This is a genomic window from Streptomyces sp. NPDC042201, assembly GCF_055582185.1.
This window is the reverse complement of sequence record NZ_JBVJDS010000004.1, coordinates 259403-276401: the sequence shown is the minus strand read 5'-3', so window position 1 is coordinate 276401 and position 16999 is coordinate 259403. Positions and strand designations below refer to the sequence as shown.

Annotated in this window: 15 protein-coding genes; 10 read left to right on the top strand and 5 right to left on the bottom strand. The window is 70.4% G+C overall.

Annotated elements, in window-relative coordinates; all coding sequences use genetic code 11:
• Window positions 1–155 precede the first annotated feature (155 nt).
• Entirely contained in the window at window positions 156–1040 is an 885-nt protein-coding gene (locus tag ACZ6MZ_RS11650; RefSeq protein WP_469351308.1) for an NAD-dependent epimerase/dehydratase family protein, read from the top strand.
• A gap of 90 nt (window positions 1041–1130) precedes the next feature.
• Here the strand turns inward: ACZ6MZ_RS11650 and ACZ6MZ_RS11645 are convergent, their stop codons facing one another.
• Entirely contained in the window at window positions 1131–1613 is a 483-nt protein-coding gene (locus ACZ6MZ_RS11645) for a hypothetical protein (protein ID WP_469351306.1), read from the bottom strand.
• A 179-nt stretch (window positions 1614–1792) separates the two neighbouring features.
• On the opposite strand from ACZ6MZ_RS11645, the gene ACZ6MZ_RS11640 reads away from it, so the two are divergent.
• The 9 genes from ACZ6MZ_RS11640 to ACZ6MZ_RS11600 all read left to right on the top strand — a co-directional run bounded on the left by ACZ6MZ_RS11640 (window position 1793) and on the right by ACZ6MZ_RS11600 (window position 13198).
• On the top strand, window positions 1793–2812 hold the full coding sequence (locus ACZ6MZ_RS11640; protein ID WP_384190289.1) for a LacI family DNA-binding transcriptional regulator: 1020 nt from the start codon (window positions 1793–1795) through the stop codon (window positions 2810–2812).
• Window positions 2813–3137: 325 nt separating this feature from the next.
• On the top strand, window positions 3138–4496 hold the full coding sequence (locus ACZ6MZ_RS11635) for an ABC transporter substrate-binding protein (protein WP_469351304.1): 1359 nt from the start codon (window positions 3138–3140) through the stop codon (window positions 4494–4496).
• A gap of 171 nt (window positions 4497–4667) precedes the next feature.
• Window positions 4668–5606 (top strand): carbohydrate ABC transporter permease, encoded by a 939-nt coding sequence (locus tag ACZ6MZ_RS11630; RefSeq protein WP_469351777.1) that lies wholly within the window; start codon window positions 4668–4670, stop codon window positions 5604–5606.
• A 29-nt stretch (window positions 5607–5635) separates the two neighbouring features.
• Complete coding sequence (locus ACZ6MZ_RS11625; protein WP_389792681.1) at window positions 5636–6523, top strand: carbohydrate ABC transporter permease; 888 nt, start codon at window positions 5636–5638, stop codon at window positions 6521–6523.
• A 57-nt stretch (window positions 6524–6580) separates the two neighbouring features.
• The gene (locus ACZ6MZ_RS11620) at window positions 6581–9091 is read left to right on the top strand and encodes a CBM35 domain-containing protein (RefSeq protein WP_469351302.1); all 2511 of its coding nucleotides are present in this window, start codon (window positions 6581–6583) and stop codon (window positions 9089–9091) included.
• A gap of 71 nt (window positions 9092–9162) precedes the next feature.
• The gene (locus ACZ6MZ_RS11615) at window positions 9163–10794 is read left to right on the top strand and encodes a glycoside hydrolase family 13 protein (RefSeq protein WP_469351300.1); all 1632 of its coding nucleotides are present in this window, start codon (window positions 9163–9165) and stop codon (window positions 10792–10794) included.
• A 617-nt stretch (window positions 10795–11411) separates the two neighbouring features.
• Window positions 11412–12185: a polysaccharide deacetylase family protein gene (locus ACZ6MZ_RS11610; RefSeq protein ID WP_469351297.1), complete on the top strand. Its 774-nt coding sequence runs from the start codon at window positions 11412–11414 to the stop codon at window positions 12183–12185.
• A 143-nt stretch (window positions 12186–12328) separates the two neighbouring features.
• Window positions 12329–12748, top strand: a complete 420-nt coding sequence (locus ACZ6MZ_RS11605) for a MerR family transcriptional regulator (protein ID WP_384190273.1) — start codon at window positions 12329–12331, stop codon at window positions 12746–12748.
• Between the two features lie 132 nt (window positions 12749–12880).
• Window positions 12881–13198 carry a UBP-type zinc finger domain-containing protein gene (locus ACZ6MZ_RS11600; protein ID WP_384337162.1) on the top strand — a complete coding sequence of 106 codons (318 nt, stop codon included), beginning with the start codon at window positions 12881–12883 and terminating at the stop codon, window positions 13196–13198.
• 78 nt (window positions 13199–13276) lie between these two features.
• Here the strand turns inward: ACZ6MZ_RS11600 and ACZ6MZ_RS11595 are convergent, their stop codons facing one another.
• The 4 genes from ACZ6MZ_RS11595 to ACZ6MZ_RS11580 form a co-directional block, all read right to left on the bottom strand.
• Complete coding sequence (locus tag ACZ6MZ_RS11595; RefSeq protein WP_384192513.1) at window positions 13277–14047, bottom strand: VOC family protein; 771 nt, start codon at window positions 14045–14047, stop codon at window positions 13277–13279.
• A gap of 157 nt (window positions 14048–14204) precedes the next feature.
• On the bottom strand, window positions 14205–14726 hold the full coding sequence (locus tag ACZ6MZ_RS11590; protein ID WP_469351295.1) for a DUF4232 domain-containing protein: 522 nt from the start codon (window positions 14724–14726) through the stop codon (window positions 14205–14207).
• A gap of 186 nt (window positions 14727–14912) precedes the next feature.
• Window positions 14913–16022, bottom strand: a complete 1110-nt coding sequence (locus tag ACZ6MZ_RS11585; protein ID WP_469351293.1) for an ABC-2 transporter permease — start codon at window positions 16020–16022, stop codon at window positions 14913–14915.
• 88 nt (window positions 16023–16110) lie between these two features.
• Window positions 16111–16935 (bottom strand): sulfite exporter TauE/SafE family protein, encoded by an 825-nt coding sequence (locus ACZ6MZ_RS11580; protein WP_469351292.1) that lies wholly within the window; start codon window positions 16933–16935, stop codon window positions 16111–16113.
• Between the last annotated feature and the right edge of the window lie 64 nt (window positions 16936–16999).

The following is a 16999-nucleotide window of genomic DNA, read 5'->3' as shown; positions in this document are numbered from 1 at the left end:
GATCCGCATGCCCCGGGCACCCGCGCGACGTGGGGTGCCCGGGGCATCCGGCGTTCCGTGGCTCCCCGCGGAGCGTGCCCGGGCGAGCCGGGCCCGCTCCGCGGGGTGAAGCTGGAGGAGTCACCACACTCCGCGCCCGGCTTCAGGAGGCAGCTATGCCAGTCACCAAGGTCTTCGTCACGGGCGGCTCCGGCTATGTCGGCCGCCACACCGTCGCGGCGCTGCTCGGGCGCGGTATCACCGTCACCGCTCTGGCCCGCAGCGACCGGTCCGCCGAGACCCTCTCCCGGCTGGGCGCGGAGCCCGTACGCGGCACGCTCACCGACACCGAGGTCCTGCGTGAGGCGGCATCCCGCGCGGACGGCGCGATCCACCTCGGCGTGGACTATTCGGAGGGGACGGCGGCCGCCGACCGCATGGCCGCCGACGCCCTGCTGGACGGCGTGGGCGGCGGGCCGTACGTACACACCGGCGGGGTCTGGGTGTACGGGGACACGGACGGCGTAGTCGACGAGGACGCGCCGAAGAACCCGCCGGCGGTCACCGCGTGGCGGCTCGCCACCGAGAAGCACATCCTCGCGCGCGCGGCCACCGGGGCGCACCCGGTGATCGTGATGCCGGGCGTGGTGTACGGCGACGGCGGCGGGCTCGTCGAGATGTACTTCGCCGGCCCGGCGCGGGAGACCGGGGCGGTGCCTCTGATCGGCGACGGCGGCAATCACTGGGCGGTCGTCCATGTCGAGGACATCGCCGAGCTGTATGTCCTGGCCCTGGACGCGGCCGCCGGATCGCAGTACGCCGGCGTCAGCGAGGAACACCCCACCCTGGCCGGGATCGTGGAGGCCATCGGCCACTCCGCGGGCTGCCCCGGCCGTACGGAACCGCTGACGCCGGCTCAGGCGGCCGACCGGATGGGCCCGATCGCTGAAGCCTTCGCGCTCGACCAGCGGATGACCGGAGCCCGCGCCCGCCGCGAACTCGGCTGGAAGCCCCGGCACACGGACGCGCTCACAGAGCTGGCCCGCCCGCTCCCCGCCTGACCCCGCGGGGAGGACGGACTCGCTTCACAGGGGAGTGCGATCCGGGTGTCCAGCGGTGCGTAGCGTTCTCCAGGGGGCCGGCGGAGGCGTTCACTCAGGGGCCGGTTCGACCTCCAGGAAGCGCCGTCGCCGGGGGCCGCGGTACAGGAGCGCTTCCCAGCCCAGGCGCTCCAGTGCGGCCGCGCACCCGGTCAGCGCGCGTTCCTCGTCCTGGGCGGCTCCGCTGCCGTGCGGGCCGAGCCACTCCACGTGTACGGCTCCGGCCCGCTCACCGGGACGTACGCGGAAGCCGGTGGCCGTCCGCTGCCCGGCCTCGTCCGTGGCCGACGGCGCCAGGCCGGACGCCTCCAGCGCGAGCGCGACGGCCCGTACCGGTCGCTGCCGCTCCCACTGCGCCGGAACGGTCGCCGGATCACCGGCCCCGGTGTTCGTCAGACGGCGGATCTGCAGCAGCCCTTCGAACGCGACCCGGACCTCCGCGGCCCGCGCCCGCGCCGTCACACCGGACACCGGACCGTCGCCGGTCGCCGCCCGGAAGCCGCCTGACCGTTCCGTCTCTTCTTCAGCTGCCATCGTCGGTGCCGCCGTCGCCTCTCCGCCGCGCGGGCCCTGTCCCTGTCCGTCTGTCCCTGTCCGGCCTGTCCCCCGAAGACTCTCTCAGCCGGCCGGTGTTCCGGGTGCCCGCCAAGGAATGTCTGCAATTTGCGTAACTGATCTTCATTTTTTGCGTGGTCGGTTGGTAGGTTGGTGGTGTGAAGAAAAGACTCTCTCAGGTGGCCGAGTTCGCCGGCGTCAGCGAGACAACAGCGCGACGGGTGCTCAACGGGGCGACGGATGTGGCGCCCGCGACCCGCGACGCGGTGCTGACCGCCATGGATGTCTGCGGTTTCGAGCGGCCGCGCCAGTTGCAGCGGGAGCGGGCCGCCTTGGTCGGGCTCGTGGTGCCCGACCTGCAAAATCCGATCTTCCCCGCGTTCGCGGAAGCGCTGGCGGGGCTGCTGAACAAGCGCGGTCTCATCCCGGTGCTCTGTACGCGGACGGCCGACGGGGTCTCGGAGGCGCACTACATCGACATGATCCTCAAGCAGAACATCGGCGGGATCATCTTCGTCGGGGCCAGTTACGCGGACGCGGGACCGGAGCAGGGCCGGGCCCTGCGCGAGCGCCAGGTGCCGATCGTGCTGGTCAACGCGGCGGACGAGAACTTGGGTGTCGCCCAGGTGTCGATCGACGACGCGGCCTCGGCGGAGCAGGTGCTGGGTCATCTCGCGTCGCTGGGCCATGAGCGGATCGGCATGATCCTGGGCCCGGTCGGCCATGTCCCCTCGGCCCGCAAACTCGCCGGCTATCAGGCCTTCTACGGTCGCGGGAACGGCCTGGAGGGGGACTGGCGCAGGCTGGTCGCGCACGGGCTGTTCTCGATGGAAGGTGGCGCGACGGCGCTTCCCCGGCTGCTGGCCGCGGGGGTCACGGCGGTGGTCTGCGCGAGCGACGCGCTGGCTCTCGGCGCGATCAGGGCCGCCCGCCGCCAGGGGCTGCGCGTGCCGCAGGACCTGTCCGTCGTGGGATTCGACGACTCCCTGTACATGGTGGCGACCGACCCGCCGCTGACCACGGCCCGCCAGCCGGTCCAGGCGATGGCCGCCGCCGCGGTCGCCTCGCTGACCTCCCAGATGAAGGGGCACGCGACGGTGGGGGAGCTGATGCTGTTCGACACCGAACTGATTGTGCGCAGCTCAACGGCGCCCCCGGCCCGTCCCGGGCGCGATTGACGACACCGGCGGCGGCGCTCGCCGCCGCCGGCCGCCACTGAGGGGCCCGGCCGTCCGCCGGGCCCCTCTTCGCTGTCCGCGACCACGGTGGGCGAAGCCCCGGCCGTCTCCGGTTCTGTGACGGTGTGTTACGGGCGCAAGCGTCAGAGATTAAGTTCTTGCGCAGAGTCATTGACTTCTTGCGGCGGGAACTTTTACTGTCAGCGCCGTTGAGACGACGCAGGGCACCAGCCCGTCGCACGTCTCACGCAAACCGTTTGCAGACCTCGCTGCCCGCGACCGGGCGAGGCGTCTGCTGTCGTTGTCAGGAAGGCATGGGATCCCCATGGTTGGCATAGCAAGACGTCAAGCGCTCGGCCTGGCCGTGGCCACCGCGCTGTCCCTCGGTCTCGCCGCCTGCGGCAGTCCGGCGGAGCCCTCGGGGGTGGGCAAGGACGGCGTGGTGACCATCAGCGTCAACGGCATGCCCACGAAGACCCAGCCGGCCGACCGCAAGGACTTCGAGGACCTCGTCAAGGAGTTCGAGGCGAGCCATCCGAAGATCAAGATCGATGCCCGTGAGGGCCAGATGGATCCGAAGACCTTCGCGGCGAAGCTGGCCGGCGGCCAGCTGGAGGACGTCTTCTACGTCTACTTCACCGACCCGGCCGGTCTGATCCAGCGTCACCAGGCCGCCGACATCACCCCGTACCTGAAGGGCGTGCCGTACCTCCAGGACGTCCGCCCCGAGCTGCAGGACGTCTTCAAGGGCGCCGACGGCAAGATCTACGGTCTGCCGACCGGCAACTACTCGCTCGGTCTGCTCTACAACCGGGAGCTGTTCAAGAAGGCCGGGCTCGACCCGGACCGGCCGCCGGCCACCTGGGACGAGGTGCGTACGGCCGCCAAGAAGATCAGCGGACTCGGCGACGGCACCGTCGGCTACGCCGACTACAGCAAGAACAACCAGGGCGGCTGGCACCTCACCTCGTGGATCTACTCCATGGGCGGCGAGGTCGCGACGCAGCAGGACGGCACATGGAAGGCCGCGTTCAACAGCGACGCCGGCCGTAAGGCGCTGCAGGCGCTGCACGACATGCGCTGGACCGACAACAGCATGGGAACCCGCCAACTGCTGGAGATCGGCGACGTCCAGAAGATGATGGGCGCGGGCAAGCTCGGGATGTACATGGCCGGCCCGGACAACATCCCCACCATCGTCAAGCAGTTCGAGCGGGAGTACGACGAGTACGGTCTCGCCGCGCTGCCCGGCACCGCGACCCTCGGCGGCGGCGACGGCTTCATGTTCAACCCCAAGGCCTCGCCGGAGAAGATCAAGGCCGGTCTTCAGTGGATCCAGTGGAAGTACCTCAACCCGGACCGCGAGGAGAAGAACGTCAAGAAGTTCTCCGGCCTCGGCGTCCCGGTCGGCCTGCCGCAGCCGAACCTCTTCGGCGGCGCGGCGCAGGCCAAGAACGACGCCATCCACGCCAAGTACGCCAATGTGCCGCAGCAGAACTACAAGCCGTTCGTCGACCGCAGCCCGGAGGTCGCGGTGAAGGTCGAGCCGCCGAACGCCCAGCAGCTCTACACCGTTCTGGACGGCGTCATGCAGGCCGTGCTGACGAAGAAGGACGCGGACCTCGACGAGCTTCTCGCGACCGCCGCGAAGAAGGCCGACACCATCCTCGCGACGGTCAGGTGAGCTGACCGACCCGGCCGGGGCCGGCGGAGCACAGCCCCGCCCGCCGGCCCCCCATCCGGACCCCCGCACCGGCCCGCAGGAATCGAGTTCACCATGACGGCCCACCCGCTGACCCCCGCACGCGACGCGTCCGCCCCGGCGGCGGACACGGAGAGCGAGACGCCCGGGACCATGAAGCCCCGGAGCACGGCGCCCCGTAAGGGGACACCCCGGAAGACGACCGCACCCGCCGCGCCCGGCCGCAGGTCACGCCGTATCCGCGAGAACCTGGTCGCGTATCTCTTCCTGGCCGCCGGCCTCGTCTGCTTCGCGCTCTTCGCCTGGTACCCCATCGTGCGCGGCGTGCTGCTGGGCTTCCAGCAGGTCACCTTCGCGGAACCCGCCCGGTGGGTGGGCCTCGACAACTTCCAACGGCTCTTCGAAGACCCGCTGTTCGTCACCGCCTGGCAGAACACCGGCTGGTTCACGCTGCTCGCGCTCGTCTTCGGGTTCGCCGCGCCCTTCGCCACCGCCGTCGTCCTGAACGAGCTGCGCCACGGCACGGCGTATCTCCGGATGACCGTCTATCTGCCGGTGATGCTGCCCCCGGTCGTCACCATGCTCCTGTGGCGCTGGTTCTACGATCCGGGACCGGGGCTCTTCAACAGCGTCCTGGAGGTCTTCCACCTCCCCGCCCAGCAGTGGCTGGAGTCCGAGAACCTGGCGATGGTCTCCCTGGTCCTGGTATCGACCTGGGCCAACATGGGCACCACCACGCTGATCTACCTCGCCGCGCTCAGCGGTATCCCCGGCGAGCTGTACGAGGCCGCCGAACTCGACGGGGCGTCGATCCGGCAGCGCCTGTGGCACGTCACCGTCCCGCAGATGCGCTTCATCCTGATGATCACGCTGCTGCTCCAGATCATCGGCACGATGCAGGTCTTCGTCGAGCCGTTCGTGCTCACCGGCGGCGGTCCCGACGACGCCACCGTCACCGTCCTGCTGCTGCTCTACCGCTACGCGTTCGTCTACAACGACTTCGGCCTGGCCAGCGCCATGAGCACGCTGCTCTTCGTGGTGCTGGGTCTCTTCGCGGGCGTCTATCTACGCCTGACCCGCACCAAGGGCTGACCCGCATCAAGGGCTGAAAGGAACCTCCCATGGCCGCCGAGACCGCCGTACGCACCCTGATAGCGCCGACCGAGATGAACCGCCGCACCGGCAGGTTCCTCCACCGCTTCGTCCTCACCGCGACGCTGACCGGATTCACCCTCGCCTTTGTCTTCCCCCTCTACTGGATGGCGACCGGCGCGCTGAAGTCGTCCGCCGAGCTGGCCGACCCGGACCCCGGCCTCCTGCCGCAGACCTGGCATCCGGAGAGCTATACCGAGGCCTGGACGAACGTCGGACTCGGTCAGTACTTCCTCAACACCTTCGTGCTCGCCGCCGGCGCCTGGCTGTTCCAGCTGGTGGTGGACGTCGCCGCCGCCTACGCGCTCTCGAAGCTGCGCCCGGCGCTGGGGAACGTGGTCCTCGGCATGATGCTGGCGACCCTCATGCTGCCGGTCTCGGCGCTGCTCGTGCCCACCTATCTGACCGTCGTCGATGTCCCGCTGGTCCATCTCAATCTCATCAACACGCCCTGGGCGGTCTGGCTCCCCGCCTGCGCCAACGCCTTCAACATCTTCATTCTGAAGCGGTTCTTCGACCAGATCCCCGCCGAACTCCTGGACTCCGCGCGCATCGACGGCGCGGGCACACTCCGGGTCCTGGTCTCCGTCGTGCTGCCGCTCTCCCGCCCGGTGCTCGCCGTGGTCTCCATCTTCGCGGTCGTGGGGGTCTGGAAGGACTTCCTCTGGCCGATGCTCGTCCTGCCCGACCCGGCGAAACAACCGATCACCGTGGCGCTCAACCGGCTGTCCCTGGACATGCCCGCCAACCAGCTGCTCGCGGGCATGGTCATGGCCAGCATCCCGCTCCTCGTCCTCTTCCTGATCTTCCAGCGCAGCATCATCGCGGGACTCACGGCGGGCAGCCTCAAAGGCTGATCCCCGCCCCCGGATCCCGCCTCCCCCCTCATGCCCCTCATGGAAGGACACACCGTCGTGTCATCTGCACCGAGAACGCGACCGCCATCCCTACGACTGATCCCGGCTCTGCTCCTGTCCCTGCTGTGCGCCCTGCTGTACGGGCCGCTGGCCGCGTCCGCCCACGCCGCCGACGCCACGCTCGAAGCGGAGTCGGCGGCGCTCTCCGGCGGCGCGGCCGTCTCCACCGAGCACCCCGGCTACACCGGCAGCGGATTCGTCGGCGGCTACACCGACGGCAACAAGGGCCGCGCCTCCACCTCGTTCACCGTCCGCTCGGCGGCGGCCGGCGCCGGATCCGTCGCGATCCGGTACGCGAACGGCACCACGGCCACCATGACGCTCAGCCTGTACGTCAACGGGGCCAAGGTCCGTCAGATCAGCCTCCCGGCCACCGCCAACTGGTCCACCTGGACCACGCGCGACGAGCCGCTCACCTACCAGCAGGGCGCCAACAGCGTCGCCCTGACCTTCACCACCGCCGACAGCGGCAACATCAACCTCGACAACATCACGCCCACCACCCCCACGGGCACCACGGACCCGCCGCCCTCCACCCTCACCCATCAGGCCGAGAGCGGCTACTTCTCCGGCGGCGCCGCCGTCGCGACCAGCGCCACCGGCTATGACGGCAGCGGCTACCTCACCGGCTTCACCACCGCGGGCGCCCGCTCCGTGTTCTCCGTCAACGCGCCGTCCGCCGCGACCTATCCGGTGGTCGTGCGCTACCGGACCCCCGACAGCGCCGCCGCCACCATCAGCCTCACCGCCAACGGCACCAAGGTCCGCCAGCTCTCGCTGCCCGCCACCGCGGGCGCCTGGAAGTCCGTCTCCACCGACGCGCCGCTGCGCGACCGGCTCAACACCCTGACCCTGCGCACCGAGCCGGGCGACAACGGCAATCTGCAGCTGGACGGCATCACGGTCACCGGCTCGTCCGCGAACAGCTCGCGCGGCGCGACCGTCCCGTACACGGCGTACGAAGCGGAGAGCGGCTCCACCAACGCCTCCACCATCGGCCCCGACCGCACCTACCTCACCGTTCCCTCCGAGGCCTCGGGCCGCAAGGCCGTCGTCCTCGACCAGACCGGCGAGTACGTCCAGTTCACCCTGACGAAGCCCGCCAACGCGCTCACCCTGCGCTACTCGGTGCCCGACAACACGCCCGCCGCCACCCTGAGTGTCTACGCGGGCGCCAGCCATGTCCGTGATCTCGATCTGACGTCCAAGTACAGCTGGGTGTACGGCGCGTATCCGTACACCAACGATCCATCCCAGGGCTCGGGCCACCACTTCTTCGACGAGGCCCGCGCGACGATCGGGAGCTTCCCGGCCGGCACCGTACTGAAGTTCCAGAAGGACGCGGGCGACACCGCCGCCTCGTACACCCTGGACCTCGTCGAGACGGAGACCGCACCGGCCGCCCTGGCCATGCCGGCCACCGGCTTCGTCTCCGCCACCACCCTGGGCGTCACCGCCAACGACGGCAGCGACGACACCGCCGCCCTCAACTCGGCCGTCTCCACCGTGAAGTCGCAGGGCAAGGGGCTGTGGCTGCCCGCCGGTACGTACAACATCTCGGCACACGTCAACCTCACCGGGATCGCGCTGCGCGGCGCCGGCGAGTGGTCCACCGTCCTGCGCGGCAGCAACGGCAAGGGCGGACTCTTCGGCCGGGGCGGCACCAGCACCGTCCAGGACCTGACCATCGCGGGCGATGTCAGCTACCGCGACGACGCCAACTTCGACGCGGCGATCGAGGGTGACTTCGGCAACGGGTCGACGTTCCAGAACATCTGGATCGAGCACACCAAGGTCGGCCTCTGGATCGACGCCCCCACCAACGGCCTGTACGCGAGCGGCCTGCGCATCCGCGACACCTTCGCTGACGGGGTCAACCTCCACAAGGGCACCGCCAACACCGAGCTGTGGAACTCCAGCATCCGCAACACCGGCGACGACGGTCTGGCGATGTTCTCCGAGGGCCAGGCGGTCAGCAACAGCGCCTTCCGCTTCAACACCGTCCAGGTCCCTCTGCTCGCCAACACCGTCGGCATCTACGGCGGCAACGCCAACCGGGTCGAGGACAACATCCTCGCCGACACGGTCACCGCCTCTGCGGGCATCGCGATCAGCAGCCGCTTCGCGCCCGTTCCGTTCAGCGGCACGACCTCGGTCCAGCGCAACACCCTCCAGCGCACGGGCGGGTTCGAGCCCAACTGGCAGAGCAAGTTCGGCGCGCTCTGGATCTACGCCGACTCCTCCGACATCACCGCCCCGGTCCTCGTCCAGGACATCGACATCCTCGACAGCACCTACAGCGGCGTCCTGCTCTCGTACCAGAAGACGATCAGCAATCTGACGCTGAAGAACATCAAGATCCAGAACACCGGCGCCTACGGCATCGAGATCATCTCCGGCGGCTCAGGCACCTTCTCCGGTGTCACGGTCACCGGCGCGGCCTCCGGCGGCCTCAGCAGCACCGGCGGCTTCACCATCACGCGCGGCGCGGGCAACAGCGGCTGGTAGCCACCCCCACGCGCGCCTCGGTGCGGGCCCGCACGGACGGGCCCGCACCACCCATCGAGCAAGGAGCTCCTGTGACCCACTGGTGGCGGCATGCCGCGATCTACCAGATCTACGTACGCAGCTTCGCGGACGGCAACGGCGACGGCATGGGAGACCTGGCCGGCGTCCGGGACCGGCTGCCCTATCTGCGGGAACTGGGCGTCGACGCCCTGTGGTTCACCCCCTGGAACACCTCCCCGATGGCCGACGGCGGTTACGACGTCGCCGACTACCGGGACATCGACCCCCTCTTCGGCACCCTCGCCGAGGCCGAGCGGCTCATCGCGGAGGCACACGACCACGGTCTGCGGGTACTGGTCGACCTGGTCCCGAACCACTGCTCCGATCAGCACATCTGGTTCCAGGAGGCAGTGGCGGCAGGCCCCGGCTCACCGGCCCGTGAGCGCTTCTGGTTCGTGCCGGGCCGCGGCGAGGACGGAAACGAGCCGCCCAACGACTGGCAGTCGTACTTCGGCGGCCGCGCCTGGACCCGGATCACCGAGGCGGACGGCACGCCAGGGCCCTGGTACCTGCACATGTTCGCGCCTCAGCAGCCCGATCTGAACTGGGAACACCCGGAGGTACGGGCCGAGTTCGAGGACATCCTGCACTTCTGGCTGCGGCGCGGGGTCGACGGCTTCCGTATCGACGTCGCCCACGGCCTGGCAAAGAAGGCGGGGCTGCCCGACGTCGGCCACGCCCCCGACGTCACCGACCTGCCGTACCAGGACTGCGACGACGTCCACGACATCTACCGCTCCTGGCGCAAGATCCTCGACGGCTACGACGGCGACCGGATCTTCGTCGGGGAGGTGTGGCTGCCCACGGCCGAACAGTTCGCCCGCTATCTGCGCCCCGACGAGCTGCACTCGGCCTTCAACTTCGACTTCCTGTGCTGCGCCTGGGACGCCACCGCCCTGCGCGGCGTCATCGACTCGACCCTCGCCGCGCACGGTCCGGTCGGAGCGCCCCCCACCTGGGTGCTCTCCAACCACGACACCATCCGGCACGTCACCCGCTACGGCCGCGAGGACACCTCCTTCGACATGGGTGACAAGCGCCTGACCGACCCGAGCGACCGGGCCCTGGGCCGCCGCCGGGCGCGGGCCGCCGCGCTGTTGACCATGGCGCTGCCCGGCGGGGTCTACGTCTACCAGGGCGACGAACTGGGACTGCCGGAAGTGCAGGACCTTCCCGACGAGCTGCTCCAGGACCCGACCTTCGTACGCTCCGGGGGAGCGGACCGGGGCCGGGACGGATGCCGTATCCCGCTCCCGTGGCGCGGCGGCAGCGACTCGCTCGGCTTCTCACCCGACGGTGCCACGGCGGATCCCTGGCTTCCGCAGCCGGGCGACTGGGCCTCGCTGACGGCCGACGCCCAGGAGGGCGATCCCGAGTCCTTCCTCACGCTCTACCGTGCGGCCCTGGCCCTGCGCCGGGCGCGGCTGACCGGTCTCCCGGAGACGCTGTCCTGGGTGGAGACCGGTCCGGGGACGGTGTGCTTCGACCGGTCCGACGGCTTCCGCTGCCTGGTCAACACCGGTGCGGCGGCGCTCCCGCTGCCGGCCGGGGCGACCGTACTGCTGAGCAGCGCGCCGCTGGACCGTACGGCGGACGGCGTGACCATGCCCGGGGACAGCTGTGTGTGGCTGAGCATGGCGTAGGGCGCGGCAAGAGACCCCGACCGGACGGGGGGCGCCGATCGGGGCCGTTGAGGAAGGGTGCGGATGGCGGTCGCCTCGCGGCGGTAGGCTCCGTGGGGCTTCAGCCTAACGATCTTCCCCACAGGCAATTCTTATGTGGGGCCCGGGGACACAGTTCCATCCACACCCTCACACCCTTCAACGGTGTGCGACGGGCGAATGTTCCCGAATGTCGCTGTCGGCCACGTGTCCGACGACCAGTGCCGCGCGGGGTGACGGTTCCCCCGCCGGCACCGGTCACCGGGTCGGCATCGAGCCGCGGAGTGGCGGCGGGATAACGGGGAGCCGGGCCGGTGGGCCCGATGACATTGATGAGCTGCGGGTTTGGCTCCAGGCGGCTTCGTCCGAGCCGCTATACACGCCGTGTATACGTCGTGTGTATAGTGCGGGTTATGCCATGCGGCCATGCCCTGTCCGGGCCACTGATCCGCGTGGCATAGCGGCCGACCGACCCTGTGCCGCTCTCACCGGCGGCGCCCGTGTGCCCGCCGGCTCCCACACACGCCCCGCGCCGGGCTCCGTGCTGCCCCTGTGCGGCCCTCGCGGCGGTGGCTCACCCGTCGGAAGAGGGATGTGTCATGCCATGGAAGATATCGACGGTCCGGCGCCGGACGGCCGCCGCTCTGGTGGCGGTCGCGTCATGGAGCCTGGCGCTGAGCGGCTGTACGTCGTACGACACCACCTCGCCCCGTGACGCCAGGAGCCACCCCTCGGACGACGCGAAGGGGGAGAGGGGCGCGGTCGACTGCGGTAAGGAGCGCTGTATAGCCCTCACCTTCGACGCAGGGCCGGCCAAGGACACGCCCCGGCTGCTGGACATACTCAAGGAGAAGAAGGTGCCCGCGACCTTCTTCCTGCTCGGCAAGAACCATGTGGTCAAACACCCCGACCTCGTCCGCCGGATGGCGGCGGAGGGACATGAGGTGGCCAACCACACCTGGACCCACCAGATCCTGACGGAGCGGGACGCCGACGAGGTACGCGAGGAACTCTCCCGCACGCAGAACGCCATCGAGAAGATCACCGGCCGCAAGCCCACGCTGATGCGTCCGCCACAGGGCCGTACCGACGACCAGGTTGCGGAAGTGAGCCGCGACCTCGGCCTCGCACAGATCTTGTGGAGCGCCACCGCGAAGGACTACTCGACGACGGACTCGGCCCTCATCAAGAAGCGCGTCCTCGACCAGGCGGACCGCGACGGCATCATCCTGCTGCACGACATCTACGCCGGCACCGTGCCCGCCGTCCCCGGAATCATCGATGAGCTGAAGAAGCGCGGCTACACGTTCGTCACGGTCCCCCAGCTGATGGCGCCGGGAGTGGCGGAGCCGGGGAAGGTGTACAGACCCTGACGGCGGGCACCGCCCCGGGCCATACGGACGGCCGTGCGGCGCGGCTGCCCCGGCTCCGGGCGAACCGACTCTAACGTCAGGGTAGAGATCGGCGGCCCGCAGCGGCGCCGCGGGCACGGAGCGGAAGGGTCAGGACCCCAGGCGTGAACTCCCAGCACATGCGAATCGGTGAGGTGTCCGCACGCACCGACATGTCTCTGCGCACCATCCGGCACTACGAGGAGACCGGGCTCGTCACCCCCTCCGCCCGCTCGCAGGGCGGCTTCCGCCTCTACACCGAGTCGGATGTGGCCCGGCTGATGGTCATCCGGCGGATGAAACCACTCGGATTCTCGCTGGACGAGATGCGCACCCTGCTCGCGGCCACGGACCGGCTCGACGCCGACGAACCGCCGGACGCGGACGAGCGGGACGAACTGCTGGCGCGCGTGGGCGTCTTCGAACGGGCCACCGCCGACCGGATGGCCGACCTGCGGACCCAGCTGGCACGGGCCGAGGAGTTCGCCGCCACACTGCGCCGACGGACCGCGCGGGTCACGCGGGGCGCGCGGCTCGGCGGCTGACCGCCCTCGGCGCGCACGCGACCCGGCGAGCTCCCCGGCAGCCCTGTCGGCGGTGGCGGCGGCACGGGACGGGTCGTACGGTGAGAGGGCGAGTGACTCGATGACCCGCGGGGTCGGACGGGTGGCAGCGACATGACGAACAACGAAGAGCGGCTGGGCGGGATCATCTGCAGTCACCTCGCGGAGGTCGGGCCGGTGACCGCGGACAGCAAGGACAGCTGCCCGGAGTGCGTCGCCCTCGGAGACAGCTGGGTGCATCTGCGGGAGTGCCAGGGCTGCGGGCACATCGGCTGCTGCGACTCGTCCAAGAACAAACACGCGACGGCGCACTACGGCGCGTCCGGGCATCCGCTGATCCGCTCCTACGAGCCCGGCGAGGGCTGGTGGTGGTGCTACGAGGACCAGGTCGTCTTCGAGGTCGAGGGCGTCCCCCCGGTGCGCACGGCCTGACCCCTGCCACCACGACCCGGGCCACTACGCGACGAGACCCGGGCCGCTACGGCCCGGGTCTCGTCGCGGCGGGGTGGTTCAGCCCGACGTGACGGTGAACAGAGCACCGTCCGGATCGCGCAGCGTCGCCTCCCGCGGATCGGGCGTTGTCCCGTCGGAGGAGGTGACGAGCGCGCCATCGGCCTTGAGCGCCGCCGCGACGGAATCGGACACCTCGGGCACCCGGAAGTAGACGTGCCACCGCGGCCGGATCTGCGGGTCGGGCGTGGCCTGTACGGCGCCGCCCCGGATCTTGGCGACCACCTGGTCGTCCTGCCGCAGCACCGCGTGATCGCCTTCGTGTGCGAGCGTGAAGCGGCCCTCGGCCTCCGGCGCCCAGCCGAGGACCTGGCTGTAGAACCGGGCCGCGTTGGCCATGTCGCGGGTGCGCAGCTCCAGCCAGGCCGGCGCGCTGCCGCGTCCCACCGTCCAGTCGGTGCGCACGGCGCCTTCCCAGATGCCGAACGCCGCCCCGTCGGGGTCGGTGGCCAGCGCGGCACGGCCCGACTGGAAGGCCAGCGGACCCACCGCCACCGTGGCGCCCCGTTCCCTGATCCGGGCCGCGGCCTCGTCCACATCGGCGACGGCGAAGTACGGCGTCCAGGAGACGGCGACCTGCAGCGAACCGGCCAGCGCCCCGATGCCCGCGACGGGCAGCCCGTCGGTCAGCGCGACACAGAAGTCGTCCCCCAGCCCCGCCGGCCGGTAGGTCCAGCCCAGGACGTCACCGTAGAAGGCCTGAGAGGCGGACAGCTCACGCGAGAGCAGGGTTACCCAGCATGGAGCCCCAGCCACCGATTGTGAGTCCATCTTGTCCTGCTCCACACCGCTCACTCCGCCCTCGTCCGAACTGCTGTTGCCACTACGTGTTGCCGCGATTCGCTGCCTTTACTCTGCCAGGCCGCAGGCCACTTGCCCGCCGCGGGCAGTCGCGCCGGGGTCCGCCGGGCGCGGACCCCGGCACGGGTCAGCGCCCGGCGTTCGCGAGCACCGCGTCGGCCTTGGCGCTGGTGGGCTGCCACAGAGTGGTGACCGGCTCCCAGACCCGGATGCCTGCGGGCCACCCCAAGGAGGCCGCGTAGAAACGCGCGCCGAGGTGCGACGGGTCACCCGCGACGGTGATGTACGCGACCGTACGGTCATCCTCGGCGGCCGGGTCGACCGTCCGCACCGCGGCGTACGCGGACGTGCCGGCGGCGAGCCGGTAGGGGGCGCTCTCCGCCGGCGGCACGGGCTGGGCCGCGCCGTCCAGGTCTCCGAAGGTGACGGTGGGGATGCGGTCGACAACGCAGGCGCGGCCGCCCTCGTTGGTGATGCTGATACGGACCACGTTCGCCGCGCCGGACCGGGTGGCGGTCACGTCGATGGAGCTCTCGCGGCACAGGGCGGTGGCCGCCGGCGCGGAGACGGCGGCCGAGGCGCCGGTGGCTGTCAGGAGCACGGTGAGGGCGGCCGCCGCCGGGGCGGCGAGGGCGGGACGGATGCGCATGGGTGTTTCCCCGTTTCGGTCGATCGCTTCGACGGCAACACAGCGCCGGACACGAGTGGTTCCAGCATTGGTCGTGCCGTGATGCCTGCCTGGAATGACACGCGGCGGGGCCCGGTGGTTGTACGAACCGACAACATTCGATCACCGAATGCCCCTCCGTCATCCGTGTGGGTGACGGAGCCTCAGTCACGATCCCGCGACCGCGCCCCCGCCGTCGGTGCCGTCGCTGGTGGCCTGCTCGGGGGTCCGCTCCCGGCCGCCGGGATGGCGGTGGCGCCAGAACCAGAACACGGACGTGGACACGAGGGCCCAGCCCGCCATGACGGCGAAGGGAAACACATGCTGCGCGTCGCCGAAGTACACGGCGGTGTGCTGGGCGTTGACCGAGGCGCCCGGCGGCAGCCAGCGGCCGATGTGGCCGAGCACCGACGGCAGCAGCGGCCAGGAGACCGCTCCTCCTGAGGAGGGGTTGCCCAGCAGCACCATCAGCCCCCAGGTCGGGAGCATCGCCCAACGCCCCATGAAGGTGTTGAACATGGTGAAGACCATTCCGGAGGTGAACATCGTGAACGCCAGAATCAGCCACGACTCGACGAAGGGAAGCCTGAGCGCGCCGAGCCACCAGTCCACCACCGCGGCGATGGTGAAACCGCCGAGCAGGGCATAGGCGAGGGTGAAGGCGATCCGCTCCGCCGGGTTGAGGCCGCGCGCGTGGACGCTCGCCTGAATGGCGCCGACGAATCCGATGATCACGGCCGCGAGCGAGATGTAGAAGAGCGCCAGCCCGCGCGGATCTCCCTTCTGGAGGGGTTTGATGTCGCGGATCCGCACGGGGATCTTGGCGGACCCGGCCACGGTGGCCGCCGTTTCCGTGAGCACTTGCGCCACGGACGCTCCGGCGGCGCCGGCCACATCGAATTCGACGCCGCCGGGACGGAACGTCAGGATCGCGAACACTTCCTGTTGTTCCACCGCGTGGCGGGCGGCCGCGTCCGTGGCATAGCGATGGAGTTCGAGCGAGGCGTTGAGCCCCTTCTGCATGCCGTGCACGAAGGCGGTGGCGGGTGCGGAGCCGGTGGGCCCCACCACGGCGGCGGGGATGCGGCGCGGCGTCGGGTTCGCCATGTTGTAGGTGTAGGAACCGGCGAAGAGCCCGGCCGCCGCGGCGAGGATGAACAGCAGGACGACGGCGGGCAGAAAGGGCGACGCGGTGAAGGCGGCCCACCTCTCCGCGATGGTCCGATGTCCGCCGCGCGTGGCGCCGGAGCGTGGGTGATCCTCGTGATCCGCGTCCATGAAAGCACCGTAAAGCACGCATATCGGAATGCTGATGTGCTGCCTGCGCGCCCGGCCGGTGGCGGGCGGGGGAGGCCGTTGCGGGGGCTCAACGCAACAGCAGCTGAAGGCCGCCGAGGACGGTCGCCGCGATCACCAGCCGCTCGAAGAGCCGTTGGTCGATCCGGTTCACACAGAACTTGCCGAGGAAGGCGCCGGGTATGACGAAGAGCACCAGAACGGCGTCCAGCAGCAGGGACCGCCCGTCGATCAGGCCGAGACCCACACTGAACGGCACCTTGGAGGTGTTGACGATCAGGAAGAACCACGCCGAGGTGCCCAGGAAGCCCAGCTTCTGAAAGCCCGCGGAGAGCAGATACAGCGACATGACGGGGCCGCCCGCGTTGGCGACCATGGTGGTGAACCCGCCGAGCACACCGTACGAACGGGCCTTCAGCCGCCCGCCGGACGGCCCGGGAACGGCGGACGGCCCCGCTGTCTCCCGCGCTTCCTGCCCGTCCCGCCCTTCCTGGTCGTCCTGTCCGTTTTTGCCGTCCTTCGCGCAGTCCGCCGCGCCGCGCCGCCGCCACATCGTGACTCCGGCCATCAGCAGCAGAATCGCTCCGATCGAGGTACGGACAGCGGCGTCATCGGCCCAGAGCAGGAACACCGTGCCCACCACGACACCCCCGGCCACCGCCGGGAAGAGCCGCCACAGGGTCGGCCAGTGCGCGTGCCGCCGGTACGTGAGCACGGCGAGCACATCGCCCGCTATGAGAATCGGCAGCAGCACGCCCGTCGACTCACGGGCCGGCAGCACGGCCGCGAATACGGCCAGGCTGACCGTATTCGCGCCGCTCACCGCGGTCTTCGAGAAGCCGACGAGCGTCGCCGCCGCGGCGAGCGCGGCCCATCCCCACCAGGTGATATCCATACCGGCAACCGATGCTATGCCTCGCGCCCGGCGCGGTGCGGGGCGGGCACCACGCGCGGGCGCC

Bases quoted from the DNA above. Each gene is read 5' to 3' on its own strand.
- ACZ6MZ_RS11645 (WP_469351306.1), bottom strand. From the start codon at position 1,613: ATGGCAGCTGAAGAAGAGACGGAACGGTCAGGCGGCTTCCGGGCGGCG.
- ACZ6MZ_RS11580 (WP_469351292.1), bottom strand. From the start codon at position 16,935: ATGGATATCACCTGGTGGGGATGGGCCGCGCTCGCCGCGGCGGCGACG.
- ACZ6MZ_RS11650 (WP_469351308.1), top strand. From the start codon at position 156: ATGCCAGTCACCAAGGTCTTCGTCACGGGCGGCTCCGGCTATGTCGGC.
- ACZ6MZ_RS11625 (WP_389792681.1), top strand. From the start codon at position 5,636: ATGGCCGCCGAGACCGCCGTACGCACCCTGATAGCGCCGACCGAGATG.
- ACZ6MZ_RS11590 (WP_469351295.1), bottom strand. From the start codon at position 14,726: ATGCGCATCCGTCCCGCCCTCGCCGCCCCGGCGGCGGCCGCCCTCACC.
- ACZ6MZ_RS11600 (WP_384337162.1), top strand. From the start codon at position 12,881: ATGACGAACAACGAAGAGCGGCTGGGCGGGATCATCTGCAGTCACCTC.
- ACZ6MZ_RS11610 (WP_469351297.1), top strand. From the start codon at position 11,412: ATGCCATGGAAGATATCGACGGTCCGGCGCCGGACGGCCGCCGCTCTG.
- ACZ6MZ_RS11630 (WP_469351777.1), top strand. From the start codon at position 4,668: ATGAAGCCCCGGAGCACGGCGCCCCGTAAGGGGACACCCCGGAAGACG.
- ACZ6MZ_RS11635 (WP_469351304.1), top strand. From the start codon at position 3,138: ATGGTTGGCATAGCAAGACGTCAAGCGCTCGGCCTGGCCGTGGCCACC.
- ACZ6MZ_RS11585 (WP_469351293.1), bottom strand. From the start codon at position 16,022: ATGGACGCGGATCACGAGGATCACCCACGCTCCGGCGCCACGCGCGGC.
- ACZ6MZ_RS11595 (WP_384192513.1), bottom strand. From the start codon at position 14,047: ATGGACTCACAATCGGTGGCTGGGGCTCCATGCTGGGTAACCCTGCTC.